Here is a 16547-nt window from a genome sequence, read left to right on the forward strand (position 1 = left end):
GGTTCTCCAGACGTCGTTGTCTTAGGGGGTGGACCGGTCGGTATTCAGTCCCTGAGGACTCGGAAGCTGTCGACGCTTGGAGTCACGGCTCCGCGGACGAAGCCCGAGGGTGAGGCTGCGATCGCGGCGAGGAAGTCGCGGGCCTCGTCGGTGATCTCCTCACCGGGCATGACGTTCGGAACACCCGGAGGGTAGGCGGCCAGGGAGTCCGCGGAGATCCGGCCCACGACCTCGGCGGCAGGCACGATCTCGGTGGCCGCGAAGTATCCCTCACGCGGGCGCACACGCATCCGTCCGGGGGCGGGCAGCTCCGGAAAGTCCGTCCGCGCGCCTCCGCTCGCCGCCTCGGCCCGGCCCTCGGGCGAGTCGATGACCGCGATGAGGGTGGCGAAGACGCGGTCGACATCCGGAGTCTTGCCGGCGCCGATGACGGCCACGAGTGTCGTATCGGTCGACATCTCGAAGTACAGGTCGTGTTCGGTGATGAGCCGGTCGCGGACCCAGTGGGCGCTGATTCCGGTGGCCGAGAGGTCGATGGGCACCCGCAGGAGGTCGGTATCGGCGATATCGGGGAAGGCATCGAAGCCCTCGCTGACATCGGCGAAGCGCTCATCGGTCTCCAGCAGCTCACGGAAGCGCAGCGCCGTGTCGATCGAGCGGCCGATCCTGTCCTCACCGGTGGCCAGGGCGCGTCGGGCGATGTCGAGCGAGCCCATGAGCAGTGCCGAGGAGGAGGTCGAGGCCGTCATCGTCATCGCCCGGTCGATGAGGGGCTCGAGCGCCTCGGCGAACGGGCCCTCGCCGAGGTGGAGCATCGCCGACTGGGTGAGCGACCCGGCGAGCTTGTGGGTGCTCGAGACGACGAGGTCGGCGCCGAGGCGGGCCGGGGATTCGGGCAGGCTCGGGTGGAATCCGAAGTGCGGGCCCCAGGCGCCGTCGACGATGAGCGGCGCCTCGTGAGCGTGGGCGACCTCGGACAGACCGCGGACATCGGCAACGGAGCCGAAGTAGCTCGGCGAGACGATGTAGACCGCCGAGGCGGGGCGGCCCTCGTCCTCAGCCAGGCTGAGGGCCGCGTCGAGGGCAGCGACGGACACGCCGTGAGCGATCCCGTTTACAGCGTCGACCGAGGGCAGGACGTAGCTGGGATGGAGGCCGGCGAGCACCACACCGTCGCTGAAGCTCGAGTGGGCGCTGCGCTGGGCGATGACGTTCTCGCCGAGACCGGCGACGGCGAGCGCGACGGTGCGGTTGGCCTGGGAGGCGCCGTTGGTGAGGAACCAGGTGCGGCGGGCTCCCCAGGCGTCGGCGGCCAGGGCCAGTGAGTCGGCGAACGGAGAGTCGTCCTCGAGGTCGATGCCCTCAAGCAGCATGGGCACGTCGAGGCTGACGGCCCTCTCTCCGATGAAGTCGGTCAGGAAGTCGCTGATGCCGGCGTCAGTGCCGCCGTGGCCCGGGACCATGAGTTTGATCGAATCGCGGGAGGCCAGAGCTCTCAGAGCGTCGGAATAGGGGGACCGGTCCTGGTCGAGGCGATAACGTCTGAGGCGATTCTGCGGGGCTGAAGTGTCCGTGAGCGATTCCAACATAGGGCTATCGTTGCGCATCAGATCCGTGGGAGGAATCCCCCAGATCCCTGGTTCGCTCCATAGGCTGTATGGAACGAAGGGCTCGAACCGCGTAGGATCGGGGCATGCTCGATCTTCGTCAGATGCAGGCCCTGACCGCAGTGGCCCAGACGGGTTCGGTGGCGCGAGCTGCCAAACAGCTGGCCTGGAGCCAGCCTTCGGTCGACTACCATCTGCGCAATCTCGATCGCCTCTGCGGCACCCCCCTCGTCAAGCGTTCGACGCGTGGTTCGTCACTGACAGCGGCCGGTGAGATCATGCTCGATCGGGCGCAGCGGATCCTTACACTCTCCCAGCGCGCCCTGCACGATGTGCAGGCGCATGCGCAGAGCGGTCTGACGCGGATGAAGTTCGGCACCTTCCCCACAGCCGCCTCGGCGCTGCTTCCTTCGATCGTCAAGAAGTCGAAGCTCGCCGGTCTGCACATCGACAGCACGCTCGAGGAGATCTACCAGCTCGTCGCGCATGTCAACCAGCACGAGTACGACGCTGTGCTGCTCTATTCGGTGCCCGGCTACGATCTGCCCTTCACGCCGACAGTGACCACGACAGAGGTGTTCCGTGAACCGATGCAGCTGGCGCTGCCGACCTCCCACCCTCTGGCGCGCCGGGAGTCGATCGACATGGAGACCCTGGTCGGGCTGCAGGACGAGAACTGGCTGCTCGGCGCGACCCGGGACGATCCCATCGACACGGTCGTCGTCGATGCATTCAAGGCGGCCGGTCATCAGCTCGAGGTCAAGTTCCGCACCGACGACTACTCGGTGATGCTGGGCATGATCGCCGCGGAGATGGTTGTCGGTCTCGTCCCGCTGCTGGCTTCGATGGGCCCCCGCCCGGGAGTGGCGCTGTTGCCCATCGACGATCCGGCCTTCTCCCGGTCCCTTCTGCTGGCCACCCCGCACAGCCCGAAGGGCTCCGAGCTCGCGGCGAACACACGCAAGCTTTCCGACATCATCACTGACTGCACCAGCTTGATCGGCGATAGCTCGGTCCACCGATCTGGACGGTAGTCCTTGTGATAGCCGAAGGAAGCTTCAGCCGGTCACGAGCAGAGGGGCCTCAACCTCAAACCCACCGATACTCATACTCCGGGCGCCCTGGAGTCCCATGCCGCGGCTGCTTGACAGCCTGTTTGGTCTTCACCAGATGCTCCAGATACCGGCGCACCGTCACGCGTGAGAGATCCAATGCCGTCGCGACCTCGGTGGCCGACACAGCAGAGTCAGCATCCCGCACGACACCAGAGATCACGGCCAGCGTCTCCTCGATCAGGCCCTTCGGCAGCCGTTCCGAGGACACCGAGCGCAATGCGCTGAGTACACGTGACGGCAGATGCCGAGGCAGCAAGGCCGGAAGGCGAGCAGGCAATCACCGCCCATAATCGGGCCTTCACGTTACTGCGGCTGCATCGATGGACGTGATCATCTGCTTAAGCCACTCTCGCGCCGAATCGATATCTGCCAGCACCAGTGTGTCTCCATCGATCTCAGTCTCTTCGCGGGAGAGTTTATATGCGGGCTCCCAATCGTCCATAGGTCGCAACGGCAGCGGGGGCCACTCCTGCGCGCGACGGAAGTTAAATGTGCGCACACAGAATTCTCGCACGGAGTCCAGCTCAGGCTCAGCGGCCCAAAGCAGCTGCAGATCCACCAGGTCATGGGCGCGGGAGTAGTCGGGATCCGTCAACGCGTGGATCTTCTGCGCAATCTGGTACTCCAGGTCGATCAGCTCGACTGGCTGTAGCGCTCCGAAGCCAAATCGACTACTCAGCTCAATGAGCTCGCCGTCGATCTGGCGACGAGTATGAGCATGCGGCTCGATCTCAGGATCAGACACCTCCAGATCGAGACCGCCCCATTCCCTACCAAGAAATGACAATGTGACCCGGTAGGGGTGCATCACGTACTGGGGCTGAGCAAGCCCGGGGTCGTGCAGCAACCGAGGCTTCAAGTCCGCAGTAAACGCCACGCGATCCGGCGCGTCAGGATCTTTTTTGCGTGCACCCTTGGTCGCGGGCACCGTGCCCCAGCCCGAGTTCAGACTTGCCCGGAGTGTCTCTTCAAGCTCTTCACCCCGCCGTAGCGTGGAGACGTCAAGATCGGCTGTGGCTCGTGTCCCACTCTCCCCCATGCGCAGCTTTACGCCCATGCCACCCTTGATGGCGACGGCGTCAGGCAGCATTTGGGACACGATGAGCGTGCAGAGCATTCTACGCACGCGAATCGCAGGCACCCTAAGGCCTCGAGCAGCCTCTTCCACCCGGGTGTTCAACTGCGCCAAGTTCAGAGGCGGTGCCGCGGTGTTCATGCAGCGCCCCGTTGACCTGTCAGATTCGCGACGTCGTGGTTGTCGATCAACTCGCGCTGACGTGCCTGTTCGACCAGCGTTTTCCACCGCTCCGATGGCATCCTGTCATGCACGTCGACGAGAGCGCGACGAACAGTGGTCGTGGGGATGCCTTCGTAATGTGTCAGGTCCTCGTCGGGGACATCCATCCGCGTCTCGAGGTCAACCCACTCGGGAAGGGTCCTGCGCACTCGGCGACGGGTCGCCACCCGGATGCGGTGCGGATTGAACTGTCCCAGGCCAAGCAGATCGAGCACAGTCTCCCGCTCAAGGAATGCCCCGTCACCGGCCAGCGCCGTCGCCGCCGCCGGCTCGGTCAGGTCTGTGGTGGGCACACTACGGTGGATGTACACGCCATTGCCATACGCCTGCAGTGCGCCGCGGTGGGCAAGTTTGCGCACCTCGACGGCGGGCACCCCCGCGTCCTCAGCCTCGGTGATCGTGACGACACCGTGCTGTTCTGCTGCGATCTCCCACAGATCGTGTCGGTAGCCCATGACTCCGCCTCCCCCCTTATGTCAAAAGCGTACCAGTTTCGGTACGGTTTTGACAGTCTCGGCAGATCGAGGCGTCGTGAACAACTGCTTCGGCGCACTCAGAGGGGCCTCAACCTCACACCCACCGGTACTCATACTCCGGGCGCCCTGGAGTCCCATGCCGCGGCTGCTTGACAGCCTGTTTGGTCTTCACCAGATGCTCCAGATACCGGCGCACCGTCACGCGTGAGAGATCCAATGCCGTCGCGACCTCGGTGGCCGACACAGCAGAGTCAGCATCCCGCACGACGCCAGAGATCGCAGCCAGGGTTTCCTCGATGAGCCCCTTCGGCAGTCGGTCCGGCGAAACGGAACGCAGCGCACTCAGGGCATTGTCGACCGACGCCTGAGTCGCCAACGAGCCCGAACCTCCATCGCCGAGGTTGAGCCGGAACGCCCGCTGATTCTCCAGCTTCTCGCGGAAGGCGGCGAAGGTGAAGGGTTTGATGAGGTACTGCGTGATCCCGGTGGAGATTGCGGACCTGATGATCTGCAGGTGGCGCACTGCGGTGATCGCGATGATGTCAGCCCCGTGACCGCGCGTGTTCATGCGCTTGGCCACGTCGAGACCGTGGGAGTCCGTGAGATTCATGTCGAGCAGCACGATGTCGACCGGGGCACCCTCGGCCGCCAGGCCATCGTAGCGGGCGAGCGCCTCGTGTCCGCTGAGGCAGATGGCCGCGACGGTGAAGCCGGGGACCTTGCGGACATAGTCCCCGTGAGCCTCGGCGGTCATCGGATCGTCTTCGACGATGAGCACCCGCAGCTCGGCATCATTGCCGGTCATCCTCACCCTCCCTTCCATGTCCGGAGTCGTCTTCTGCAGTGAAATCGCCACCCTCGCCGAGGTTGTCCTCAGTCAGTGGCAACGTCACCGTGAAGATCGCGCCGCCATCCGATTCGACGTCGAGTTCCCCACCGAGTCTAGTCACGGCCTGGCGCACGAGGACCAGCCCGAATCCGCGTCCACCCGAATGCGGCGGTGCTGCCTTGCCTGAGGCGCCGAGGTGGAAGATCGCATCGATCTCAGGCTCTTCGATGCCCGGGCCGGAGTCTGCGATCGTGATGATGAGCTCTGCGTCGGCGGCAACGAAGTCGGCCCATACGTGCCGCTCTTCGGATTCGGCCGCGGCATCGAAGGCGTTGTCGAGGAGGTTGCCGGCCACAGTGACGAGGTCACGGGCATCGAGGCTGCCCGCCGGCAGCTCACCCGTGGCCGTGACTGTGAGCTCGATCCCGCGTTCATTGGCCTGCGCGGCTTTGCCGATCATAAGAGCCGTGATGAAGGGTTCGTCGAGGGAATCGACGAACGAATCGGTCAGTCGTTGCGACTCCTGCTGATCGCGGACGGCGAAGTCCAGGGCTTCCCGCGAGCGTCCCAGCTCGATGAGCGTCGCCACCGTGTGCAGTCGGTTGGCATGCTCATGGGTCTGAGCCCGCAGGGCCTCGGTCAGCGTCGTCATCGTCTCGAGCTCACCGGTGAGCTCCTGAATATCGGTGCGATCACGCAGAGTCGCCACGGTGCCGCCGGAACCAGCACCACCCCGGGAACCACCACTCCCAGAACCACCTCCGCTGAGGGCACCGTTGTCCGGTTGGCTCGCCTGCTTCTGGTTGACCACGAGGACACGGTCACGGGTCAGATGGATCTCATCGACGGCATCCCGACCGGATGAGAACAGGGATGACACGGACGTGGGCAGGGCCACCTCGGCGAGGGGAATGGGATCACGGTCATCGGGCTCGGGCAGACCCAGCAGCTCAGCGGCCTCATCGTTGTAGAGCACCAGCTGCCCATCACCGTTCACGAGGACGAGGCCTTCGCGCAGCGAATGCAAGGCGGAATCGTAGAACGCGAACAGGGACTTGAGCTGCTCGGGACCGTAGCCGAGGGTGACTCGGCGCAGGTAGCGGCTGAGCACCCAGGACCCGAGCCCGCCCAACGCGATTGCGGCGAGGCCGACGATGATGATCTGCGGGAGTGCGGCAGCCCGTGCCACCGACAGGGTCTTCAGCGTCACCCCGACCGCGACCATGGCTGTGACCTCGCCGGATGAGTCGGTGATCGGCACGATGGCCCGCACCGACTCCCCCAGCGTCCCCTCGTATTCCTCGACCTGGCTCTCACCGGCCAGGGCCTTGTCGATGCTGCCGATATAGTCCTTGCCCAGCTGCTGAGCATCCGGGTGCGTGTACCGGGTGCGGTCGCGGTCCATGATCGTCACGAAGTCGACCTCGGCGGTGTCGATGACGGTCAGCGCATAGGGCTGCAGCTTCGCCGAGGCGTCCGAGCCTTCCACCGATGAGATGACGAAGGGGTCATGGGCCAGGGTCTCGGCGATGGAGAGCACCCGCTCCGAGGTTGCCTGCCGGGCCGAGGCCAACGTCGTGACGTAGCTGGTGATGGACAGGGCGGTGCAGACGATGACGATGAGCGCCAGCTGCATGAGGAAGAGCCGCCGGGCCAAGGTGCCGCTGCGCCGCCGGTGCCGGGGACGGAGCCGCGTCCCGGGAGCCATCACTATCCAACTGTCCCTTCGTCGATGACGAGATCGTCGACGATTACTTCTTGGACTTCTTCTTTTTCTTCTTCGATCCGCTGGCAAGCATCAGTGAGACACCGATGGCAGCCAGCCAGGTGTCCTTGGCCACGGCGGTACCGTCCTCGGAAGGGCGGATGCCGTCGTCCTTGGTCATGGAGTCAATGGAGAAGTAGTTCGCGACGAGACCGGCGGAGAACGTGGTCAGCGCGGCTCCGGCGATGCGGGTGGGAACGAAGGGCAGCAGCAGTGCGGCACCGACGGCGATCTCACCGTAGGACAGGAACTTCCCGAACTGGGCGGGGGTCATGTTCTCGACCATGGGGACACCGTTGGCGGCCATCTGCTGCAGGCCACCCGCCGTGGTTTCGTCCATGCCGAGCTTGCCGATGCCGGAGTTCAGAATGAACGCACCCGGGATGGCGCGCAGAAGTGCTGTATCGAGTTTCATGAGCTGTCCCTTCATATCGTCATGGCTCGCGGCCACCTGATCGTGACCGACAAACCCCAGACTAGCCGACCTGCCGACTGTGTCCATGAACACTATGAACGCAACCGAGACAGCCGTCACAGTCTCTGGAATGCTCATTGAGAAATTCTTCGCGACCAGACGTCGCGAGCACACTCTCTCAAGGAGGAGACATGGCAGCGTTGCCAAAAGACATTGGAACCGGGGATATCGGCGGAACGCCGGCACCCCGCAAGAAGGACCGCACCCACTGGCTCTACATCATGGTCATCATCGCCGTCTTCGTCGGCGCGGCCATCGGGCTCATCGCCCCTGATGCCGGCATCGCCCTCGAACCCTTGGGCACCGCCTTCGTGGCACTGATCAAGATGATCATCGCACCGATCATCTTCTGCACGATCGTCCTCGGCGTCGGCTCGGTGGCAAAGGCGGCCACCGTCGGCAAGGTCGGCGGAATCGCGCTGATCTACTTCCTCATCATGGCGACATTCGCCCTGATCATCGGACTCCTCGTCGGCAACCTCATCCACCCCGGCGAGGGCCTGCATCTCAAGCCCTATGAAGCGGCCGGCGGCGGTGACGATGACGGCGGCATGGTCGGCTTCCTGATGAGCCTCATCCCGGGCGACATCCCGGTCCTGCCGACCTTGGTTCTCGCGCTCCTCGTCGGTTTCGCCCTGCAGTCGATGGGCAAGGCCGGTCAGCCCGTCCTCACCGGCATCCGCCACATCCAGGCCGTGGTCTTCAAGCTCATGATGATGATCATGTGGGCCGCCCCTGTCGGTGCCTTCGGTGCCATCGCTGCCGTCGTCGGCAAGACCGGGTGGGCTGCGATCGGGTCGATGGCCATCCTCATGGGTGCCTTCTACCTCACCTGTGCGCTGTTCATCAGCGTCGTCCTCGGCACCATGCTCAAGGTCGTCACCGGGCTCAACATCTTCCTGCTGCTCAAATACCTGGCCCGTGAGTTCCTGCTCATCTTCTCCACCTCATCCTCGGAGTCGGCACTGCCGCGTCTGATCGCGAAGATGGAGCACGCCGGGGTCTCGAAGCCGGTCGTCGGCATCACCGTGCCCACCGGCTATTCGTTCAACCTCGACGGCACCGCGATCTATCTGACCATGGCGTCCCTGTTCGTCTCCACGGCGATGGGCATGCCGATGAGCCTGCCCGAGCAGATCTCACTGCTGGTGTTCATGATCATCGCGTCGAAGGGTGCTGCCGGAGTCTCCGGTGCGGGCCTGGCGACCCTGGCCGCCGGCCTGCAGTCACACCGCCCCGAGCTCCTCGACGGCATGGGCGTCATCGTCGGCATCGACAAGTTCATGTCCGAGTGCCGCGCCCTGACGAACTTCACCGGCAACGCCGTGGCCACCCTGCTCATCGGCAAGTGGACGCATGAGATCGACCTCGACCAGGCTCGAGCAGCACTGAACGGCTCCAGCCCCTTCGACGAGCTTTCGCTTGAACCCGATGCCCACGGAGCGCCGGCACCCGGTGCCTGGGACGAGAGCGGCGAGCCCGACGAGAAGGAACGCGTCGCCGTCAGCGCCTGATCCTCACCTGAGCAAGGCCATCCACAACGCGGGTGCCGCCACTCCCTCATCGCGGGAGTCTCGGTACCCGTGTTGTTTCATATCCGCCCCCGCCGAGGCGGTCGCCGCGTTTTCATGACATCGTTTCCTATGGATGACGTCACAGACAGGAGGCAGGGCAGTGGGCTTCACCGCCGACAACACCGTAAATCCCACCGCCGTTCGCGGCACCCTCGGACTGGCTCTGGCCATGGGGATGGGCAGGTTCTTCTACACACCCGTCCTCCCGCTCATGGTCGCCGCATTGCATTGGAGTTCGGCTCCGGGTGCGTGGATCGCCACGCTCAACTACGTGGGATACTTCATCGGCTCCCTGGTCATCGCCCGCGGCTGGGTTGAACCCACCCGCCGCGTCTACCGCTTAAGCCTCATCGTCTCCACCCTGTGCCTGGCCGCCATCCCCCTGACGTCGAATCTGGTCTGGCAGGGATCGGTGCGTACGCTGGCCGGAATCGCCTCGGGCCTGATCTTCGTCTGCATCACCCAGCGCATCCCGTTCGTGGCCCGCAGACCGGTCGATTCCGGCCTCGTCTATGCCGGAATCGGCACCGGCATCCTCATCTCCGGAGTCATCGTCCTCACCGCCGGCAATCTCGTCGATTGGCGCGGACTCTGGCTGATCTGTGCGCTGCTCAGTGCCGTGTTCACCGTAATCGCATGGGCCTGGCCCATGCCGGCGCCCGGCGAAAGCAAGCCGGCCGACAAGCCCGCCGAGGTGGTCGCCGCAAACGATCGCCCCGACATCACCGCCGATCCCCCGAGGCTCCGCCGGGCCATGGCAGTTCTCACGGCAGGCTACTTCTTCCAAGGTTTCGGCTACATCATCATCGGCACCTACCTGGTGGTGCTCGCCAAGCCCGTCTTCGGTGAGACGGCCGCCGCCTCGACCTGGGTTGTCGCTGGTATCGCAACGGCGGCCTCACCGTTGATCTGGTCGAACGTCGCCGCCCGCATCGGCACCCGTCGAGGACTCGCCTTCTGCTATTGCCTGCAGGTCGGCGGGGCTGTTCTCGCCGTCTTCGGCACCAACCCGATCCTGCTCCTCATCGCTGCGGCACTGTTCGGCGGGACCTTCGTCGGGGCGGTCATGATGACCATCGGCGAAGGAACACAAATGGGGATCACCGCCGCCGCAGCGAAGCTGACGACCTGGTACAGCCTCGGACAGATCGCTGGCCCTGCCCTGATCGCCCTCGTCCTCAGCGGGACCGTCATCGGCAGCTTCATCGCCGCCGCGGTTGCTCTGCTTCTGGCCATGGTCCTGACCCTGCTCGGGTCGCTGACCGGCAATATAGAGAAATGACGCCGAGGTGGCCGTCTTGCTCTATGAGAGCAAGTGGTCACGCATTACGTGATAGCCGTGGTTGTGCAGAAGCGCGAACCACAACATCGCTGCAGCGTGGTTGGAGGCCAGTCGGAAATCAGGGTGGGTTCCAAGCAGAAGCTGTCTCACTCCGGCGTGCTCAATATCGAAGGGAAGCGAAATCAGTGCCTCGACTTCCCACGCGTCCCGTGCGATCGGGGCCGCCGTCTGAACTTCGTCCCAGGTGATATCCAGTCTGCTCAGATAGGAGAAGCACGGCTGCCATCTCTGTTGATCAAAGAAGACTCCCGTTGAAATCATCTCGGCGACACGGCCGATGTTGCGACTCGATAGCCCGATGTTGAGTTCCTCGTCCAGTCCACGAGTGATTCCTACTTTCGGATCAACCCGCCCTTCCTGGTTGAGATCCTTCGGGATCATCCCTTCGGCCACAAAATGCAGTGAACGACGGGCTGAGTCGGAAACAGAATCCGATGCGATGAAGGTCTTTCCCCTAATGCCGAACACGATGCGTGAATCCTTCGTCACTGCCACCGTTCCGCACCCCAGTTTGGCTACGGCCGGCAATGCCGAGACTTCTAAAAGCGAGGACGGACCGTGGCCCCACAGTTGCCGCAATGATGGCTGCAAAGGATCGACCTCGGGGTCAACCGGGGCGTCCAACCGACTCGACGACACCGCGAAGTCGAAATAGCGTGCTTTGGCCGGAGTGAAAGTAAATTTTGGGCGCCGTTTCCCATCCCTGTTAATCGTGGTGAGATCAACGTCAACAATATCGACACAGTCATCATCGAAGAATGTGAGTTTTCGTTCCTCAGCCTGCGCCTGAAGCTTTGGCAAGGTCACATCGAGCGCCCGAGCGGTCAACTCATCGGTTGCACGAGGGCTCCCCTCCGGCGCGAATTCCACGATCGTGTTCGCGTCCCAGCCTGCATCATGAGTCGCGGATGCGACGACTGCTATGCCCGGAATCTCCATCGCCCCGACACGGATCGAGGAATGCTTCCATGTCAGATCTTCAAATCGCTTGAGTAGGCGTTTCTCCTCCACCCGTCGCAGCTGTTCCCGCAGTGCAATGAACGCGATTGCGGTTGCACCGATGATCGTGGCCACGGCACCCAAGATGGCGCTGACCGCTTCGCGCCAAAACGAATCAGAGGTTGTGAGACCGAAGAGCCACCAGCACAGCACGAGCAGGATCAGTCCGACCATCAGGAATAGAAAGGGACGAAAGATCCAGGACCTCAACCGCATTCGGGCAAGCCAGGAGCGAATCGGAGTGACCGCTGCCGAATCTACCGCCCGATCAGCATCCTTCGTCAGCTGTCCGCTTCTGGCCACTATCGCACTCCTTCATGCTGGGGATCCTCTGTCTCACATTGGAGTGTCTCACAACTCGGGCTTTGACGACGTTGCCACTTCTTGTACCTATTCCACTTGAACACATCGACTTCGATTCTTTCGGGAATCTACGCGCCGAGTTCGAAGGATCCGACCACGTCCAAGGCAAGGACTGAGATATGAAGTGGAACAACAACCTGGATTCCGGTGGTGTGCTCGTCAGTGGCCAAGTAGCCCTGGAGTTCGACCTCTCACCGATCAAGAAGGGTAGCGAGGAGCCCGCAGCCGCATAGCCGGAGGCCTTCAACGTGGAGAACTCCGACTCATCACCGGATCCAGATGCCCGGGAGTTTCCCGACCACCGGATATTAAGCCGTCCGAGTTAGCTGGCTCCGCCATAGGTGGGAAGTTCGCCCTGGGGAAATGACCCCGCGATCAATTCGTGGATTGGCCCCTCCGCCTGGTCGTACCAAGGACCGAGCTATTCATCGGTCAGTTGAGGTACTGGATCTGAGGCGCCTGTGGCGTCGGACGATGGTCGCCGACAGCCACTGGACGATCGAGGCTTTCAATCATCTCGGTGACAGCGCTGCAAGCTCTCCCAGGCTTGATGAACGTCCGTTCGATCCTTTCGAGGTATTCGGGTGCGGGATCGACACCACCCTCGAGCGTCGCGCGCAGGGCATCCAGCACGCCTCCCAGCTCTTCAGCCACCGGGCCGAACCCGTCATTTTTATAAGAGAAATAACCGGGCCTAGTTAAATGGCCCCCGCCAAAGACACGATCGCGATCGAACTGATAATAGACGACCGGACGGTGGACTACAGCAGCGTCGAAGGCGATCGACGAGTAGTCGGTGACGACTACCGCCGATCGGGCAATCACATCTTGAACGTTGACATCTGCGTATGTGACGACTTCAACATGCACGGGCAGAGTGATCTCAGGGAGATAGCCTTCGAGGTTTGGATGCGGCATGAATGTGATCGTGCATCCGTGTTCCTGGGCCGTTTCTTTGAGTTCGTCAGATTGGAGAAATTCGAGCCATCGGTGGAGGAATTCGGATCCGAAGAACTCGGGGTTTAGGTCTCGTCTCCTGAGTTCCACAACTTTAGTGCCCCGGAAAACGTCCCGGCAGTAGCGCCGCAGCGATGTCTCTAGCCAGCCCGGTCACCTCGGGATCGAACGTGATTTCCTGCCCGCCCACACGCCCAGTGAACTCTCGCAACGGCCGAAGAGTCGTCACGATCTTCTTCAACGACGCTCCAGTCGCATCCTGCATGAAACGGGCAAGGGCCAACGCCGTGAACACGATAGTCAGGTGCGCTTCGATCGCGTCCCTGGTTCGGTGAAATATTGGTCGGGCACGTAGGTCGGTCTTCGACATCCGAAACGACTGCTCGACATGCCAGAGGTCGTGATAACTACTGATCACCTCGGCTGCGGACATAATGTCAGCCGGGATATTGCTGACGTAACCCTTATAGCCTGAAAGCTTCATCGCTCGCTTGTACGAGGACTCGTCGAATTCCTTATCCTCATCGGTGACCTTGACGAATCGGGCCTTCTTCGCGGGCTTCTCGCCCTCGATGATCGCCAATGCCCTGTTCCTCTGCAGATTCAGTGTCTGCTCATCACGCATCGCCCGCTTCCGCCGGTACTGCCAGACCACTCGCCACGCATCCGGAAACTCCTCAGCCGACCAGACTGGTTCTCGCTTCTTCTTCACTCGGTCAGGGTCGAGGCGTTTGGTCCCTTTCGGGGTGATCGTGTCGATGACCTGCCCATCAGCGGCCCAGTCCCCGTTCCACTGAAAGTGCGTCGCCAGATCATGCGGGGCCTTCGTTTGCCGGGATCCGACGATGAACCGTAGTCCAGCCTGATCCAGTTCAGTAAGGTTCTTGGCTGAGAGCATGCCGGCATCAGCGGCGACGACCATGTCGGTGACACCGTGCCGGTCTTGGAAGGCCTTGATGACAGGGATGATCGTGTGAGTCTCTGCTTTGGATCCTTCGTAGCAGCCGATCTCGAGTGGGAACCCGGTCCGGTCGACGAGGAGACCAACAACGATCTGCGGGTCAACACGACGTTCCTTCGAGTATCCAACTTTCCGCAGGTCGTCTTCCTTCTCAGCTTCGAAATACAAGGTCGTGACGTCATACAGAAGAAGGCTGATTCCCGACGTGGACACACTGTGGTCGAAGCATTTCCCAGCGATCTGTGACCGGTAGTCACGGTCCCTTGCCCGGGCGAGGCAATTGAGGAACGTATTGTGGTGGGGCGGATTGATGCCGAGCTCGGCAAGGACACGAATGCTGTCGGCCTTCGACGTCGGTTCGATCAAGCGAGCTAACACGAGGTGGAAGAAGGCTTGGTCATCGACGACCTCACTGAAGCCCAGCCGGTTCCAGGACTCGGTGATCGCATCGACGAGCACAGCAGAGCGTGAACCTACGACGGTTTTGGTATGCGGTGTGACGTCGGGGTCAGCGGGCAGTCCCAGCTCGAGTTCGAGTTGCTCGGCCGCCCCGTAGGACGCGAGTTTGTCTTCTCCAGCGGTGAGCAACGCGGTCAGTTCTGCCGGTGTGTGAGCAGAGCCCAGGTGTTCGAGGACGGTGACTTTGCCGCGGACCTTGCGCACAATCTGGACGGCCGTGGCTCCTGATCCGGTAGTAACTTTCCGCAAGCGAGGCGACATGAACGGCTCTTCATAAATAGGGCGGTGCGGTAGCCACCCTCAAGCAGCACAAGAAACGGGACCCTGGGTGCAATGATGTAGGTGTTCAAGACTCCATCACGACCCAAGGTCCCTGATGCACAACTTTACCCCGCCATGCCTTGACACCACACTCCGTCTGAACGAACTCGGACTCACCGCCATCGGCCAGCACCACACCGGCAGGCATCTGACCGTGTTGTGCCTGATCACCGACGACAACTCCGAATGCCGCGACTGCGCCCAGCAGCGGGGACGAGTCCGATCGACGAGGATCCGCCGGCTCGTCCATCCTCCGATCGGGCTGACTGCAGTGACGCTGGCCATCCGCATCCGTACGTTCCAGTGTCCGAACTGCCGCCAGCGCTGGTCGCAGTCGCCAGCGAAGGCATGCGTCGGCCGGTCGAAGCTCTCCCGCACCGCTCGCCTGTGGGCGTTGAAGTCCGTTGTCATCGACAAAATGAGTATCCACGTCATCGCGCAGAACCTCGCAACCTCGTGGAACACCGTGTGCACGGCTGTCCTCGACCTCGGCGCCACGTTGTTGCTCGCCGATGCCACCAGGCTCGATGGCGTATCCACGATCGGTGTCGATGAACACTGTTGGTCCCACCGCGGCATCGACCGATGGGTCACTGTCATCGTCGATCTCTCCAGCCAGCCAGCGCGGTTGCTTGACATTGTTCCCGGACGCTCGGCCGAGGTGTTTTCCGATTGGCTAAACAACCAGCCTGATAAGTTCCGGACTGGCATTGATCACGTCGCCATGGACGCGTTCGCCGGGTACAAGAAAGCCGCTACCGACGTCCTCCCCGACGCCACCACGGTCATGGACCCCTTCCATGTCGTCGCTCTTGTCGGGACCAAGCTCGATGAGACGAGGAGGAGACTCCAAACCGAGATTCACGGGCGCAGGGGCCGATCTGGTGACGCCTTGTACGGGATTAGGAAAACCATACGCACCCGCGTCAGTCTCCTTTCAGACAAGCAGAAACACCGACTCAACACGGTCTTCGCAGGCGACGATCATGCTGCCTTGGTGGTGTGTTGGCAGTTCTACCAAGACACGATCGCCGCCTATGCTGCGGCACCGGCGAAGGGCAAGGCAATCATGGCCGGGCTGATCGACAAGCTGGCCGGGATGATCCCGGATGAGTTGAAGGAGCTACGGAGCCTACGGACAACGTTCCAACGCAGGCGTGCCGATATTCTTGCCTACTTCGATCACCCAGGAACCTCGAACGGGCCCACGGAAGCGATCAACGGCAGGCTGGAGCATCTGCGTGGGATCGCGTTGGGATTCCGTAACCGGAGCAACTACCTCATCCGATCACTGCTCCACGCTGGCGGAATGAGTAGGCTCCTACAGCCCTATTTATGAAGAGCCAGTAGTCGTCAGCCACTGTGTCATCCGGGTCGATGAACGTCACCCATTCTGCGGTCACCGCATCGAGTCCCAGGTTCCGGGCAGATGCCTGTCCACCATTGGTCTTTGTCAGAATTGTGACTGAATAGTCTGTCGCTGTGGCCCAGTCTTGCAGACGGCTAGGAGATTCGTCAGTGGAGCCGTCGTCGACGAGGATCACTTCAATCATCGAATGATCACAGGTCTGCTTATCCATCGCCGCGAAGAAGTCATCGAGGTATCTGCCGACATTGTAGACAGCGGACACTACGGCAAATTTCTTATCGGTCACTGATTGTGCTCCGTCTTCTCAAATGTGCTGGGGATCGGCAGGTGGTCGTCGAGGAAGCTTCTTAGCAACGCGTCAAGCCGTTCCTCATCCGCATCCGCTGTATTCGTGTCATTGAGGCACAATGCGTCGATGTCATTTCTTCGAGACAGGCGCAGCAGGTAGAGCTCAGCATCGTCGCGGGCAATATCCATGTAGGCGTATCGGATAGTGCTCGGAGTCGCCTGGCCGGTGGCGTAGGCGTAGAAATGGTAGAGCGCAGACGGAATCGACAGGTCGTCAGGATGACGGAACGTCTAACCTCGAGTTTTCATGATTAGGATCGACCGGATGGTGGACTGACAGAAGAAAAGTG

Annotated in this window: 16 protein-coding genes; 4 read left to right on the forward strand and 12 right to left on the reverse strand. The window is 62.2% G+C overall.

The window, feature by feature from the left end:
- Positions 1–44: 44 nt before the first annotated feature.
- Positions 45–1589, reverse strand: coding sequence for an aminotransferase class I/II-fold pyridoxal phosphate-dependent enzyme (locus INT40_RS18985; RefSeq protein ID WP_226831671.1), 1545 nt, complete (start codon positions 1587–1589; stop codon positions 45–47).
- A 104-nt stretch (positions 1590–1693) separates the two neighbouring features.
- Here INT40_RS18985 and INT40_RS18990 point away from each other — a divergent pair, with 104 nt between their 5' ends.
- A complete protein-coding gene (locus tag INT40_RS18990; protein ID WP_101572640.1) occupies positions 1694–2641 on the forward strand; it encodes a LysR family transcriptional regulator in 948 nt (315 codons plus the stop codon).
- Positions 2642–2696: 55 nt separating this feature from the next.
- Here the strand turns inward: INT40_RS18990 and INT40_RS18995 are convergent, their stop codons facing one another.
- The 6 genes from INT40_RS18995 to INT40_RS19020 form a co-directional block, all read right to left on the reverse strand.
- Positions 2697–2999, reverse strand: a complete 303-nt coding sequence (locus INT40_RS18995) for a helix-turn-helix domain-containing protein (protein WP_226831672.1) — start codon at positions 2997–2999, stop codon at positions 2697–2699.
- A 21-nt stretch (positions 3000–3020) separates the two neighbouring features.
- Positions 3021–3839: a nucleotidyl transferase AbiEii/AbiGii toxin family protein gene (locus tag INT40_RS19000; RefSeq protein WP_226831673.1), complete on the reverse strand. Its 819-nt coding sequence runs from the start codon at positions 3837–3839 to the stop codon at positions 3021–3023.
- Between the two features lie 95 nt (positions 3840–3934).
- Positions 3935–4474: a type IV toxin-antitoxin system AbiEi family antitoxin domain-containing protein gene (locus INT40_RS19005; RefSeq protein ID WP_101572636.1), complete on the reverse strand. Its 540-nt coding sequence runs from the start codon at positions 4472–4474 to the stop codon at positions 3935–3937.
- A 115-nt stretch (positions 4475–4589) separates the two neighbouring features.
- Positions 4590–5300 (reverse strand): response regulator, encoded by a 711-nt coding sequence (locus tag INT40_RS19010; protein WP_101572634.1) that lies wholly within the window; start codon positions 5298–5300, stop codon positions 4590–4592.
- Positions 5287–7032, reverse strand: coding sequence for a sensor histidine kinase (locus INT40_RS19015; RefSeq protein ID WP_180958981.1), 1746 nt, complete (start codon positions 7030–7032; stop codon positions 5287–5289). Before INT40_RS19015 ends, INT40_RS19010 begins: the two co-directional genes overlap by 14 nt.
- A 43-nt stretch (positions 7033–7075) precedes the next feature.
- On the reverse strand, positions 7076–7642 hold the full coding sequence (locus tag INT40_RS19020; protein WP_308298064.1) for a hypothetical protein: 567 nt from the start codon (positions 7640–7642) through the stop codon (positions 7076–7078).
- Between the two features lie 53 nt (positions 7643–7695).
- On the opposite strand from INT40_RS19020, the gene INT40_RS19025 reads away from it, so the two are divergent.
- Together INT40_RS19025 and INT40_RS19030 are read left to right on the forward strand one after the other, a co-directional pair.
- Positions 7696–9078, forward strand: coding sequence for a cation:dicarboxylate symporter family transporter (locus INT40_RS19025; RefSeq protein WP_101572630.1), 1383 nt, complete (start codon positions 7696–7698; stop codon positions 9076–9078).
- Positions 9079–9211: 133 nt separating this feature from the next.
- Positions 9212–10420 (forward strand): YbfB/YjiJ family MFS transporter, encoded by a 1209-nt coding sequence (locus INT40_RS19030; protein WP_193096745.1) that lies wholly within the window; start codon positions 9212–9214, stop codon positions 10418–10420.
- 21 nt (positions 10421–10441) lie between these two features.
- On the opposite strand, the gene INT40_RS19035 is transcribed toward INT40_RS19030, so the two are convergent.
- The 3 genes from INT40_RS19035 to INT40_RS19045 form a co-directional block, all read right to left on the reverse strand.
- Complete coding sequence (locus INT40_RS19035; protein ID WP_145997435.1) at positions 10442–11554, reverse strand: hypothetical protein; 1113 nt, start codon at positions 11552–11554, stop codon at positions 10442–10444.
- A 720-nt stretch (positions 11555–12274) separates the two neighbouring features.
- Positions 12275–12889 carry a CDP-glycerol glycerophosphotransferase family protein gene (locus INT40_RS19040; protein ID WP_193096746.1) on the reverse strand — a complete coding sequence of 205 codons (615 nt, stop codon included), beginning with the start codon at positions 12887–12889 and terminating at the stop codon, positions 12275–12277.
- Positions 12890–12893: 4 nt separating this feature from the next.
- Entirely contained in the window at positions 12894–14480 is a 1587-nt protein-coding gene (locus INT40_RS19045) for an IS1634 family transposase (RefSeq protein ID WP_096168633.1), read from the reverse strand.
- 115 nt (positions 14481–14595) lie between these two features.
- Here INT40_RS19045 and INT40_RS19050 point away from each other — a divergent pair, with 115 nt between their 5' ends.
- Positions 14596–15879, forward strand: a complete 1284-nt coding sequence (locus INT40_RS19050) for an ISL3 family transposase (RefSeq protein ID WP_101571387.1) — start codon at positions 14596–14598, stop codon at positions 15877–15879.
- On the opposite strand, the gene INT40_RS19055 is transcribed toward INT40_RS19050, so the two are convergent.
- On the reverse strand, positions 15821–16195 hold the full coding sequence (locus INT40_RS19055) for a glycosyltransferase (RefSeq protein ID WP_193096747.1): 375 nt from the start codon (positions 16193–16195) through the stop codon (positions 15821–15823). The genes INT40_RS19050 and INT40_RS19055 overlap by 59 nt on opposite strands.
- Positions 16192–16386 carry a hypothetical protein gene (locus INT40_RS19060; protein ID WP_101572622.1) on the reverse strand — a complete coding sequence of 65 codons (195 nt, stop codon included), beginning with the start codon at positions 16384–16386 and terminating at the stop codon, positions 16192–16194. The genes INT40_RS19055 and INT40_RS19060 overlap by 4 nt, the downstream gene beginning before the upstream one ends.
- Between the last annotated feature and the right edge of the window lie 161 nt (positions 16387–16547).

The sequence above is a fragment of the Brevibacterium sp. FME17 genome (assembly GCF_014897515.1).
In the GTDB taxonomy this organism is placed as follows: domain Bacteria; phylum Actinomycetota; class Actinomycetes; order Actinomycetales; family Brevibacteriaceae; genus Brevibacterium.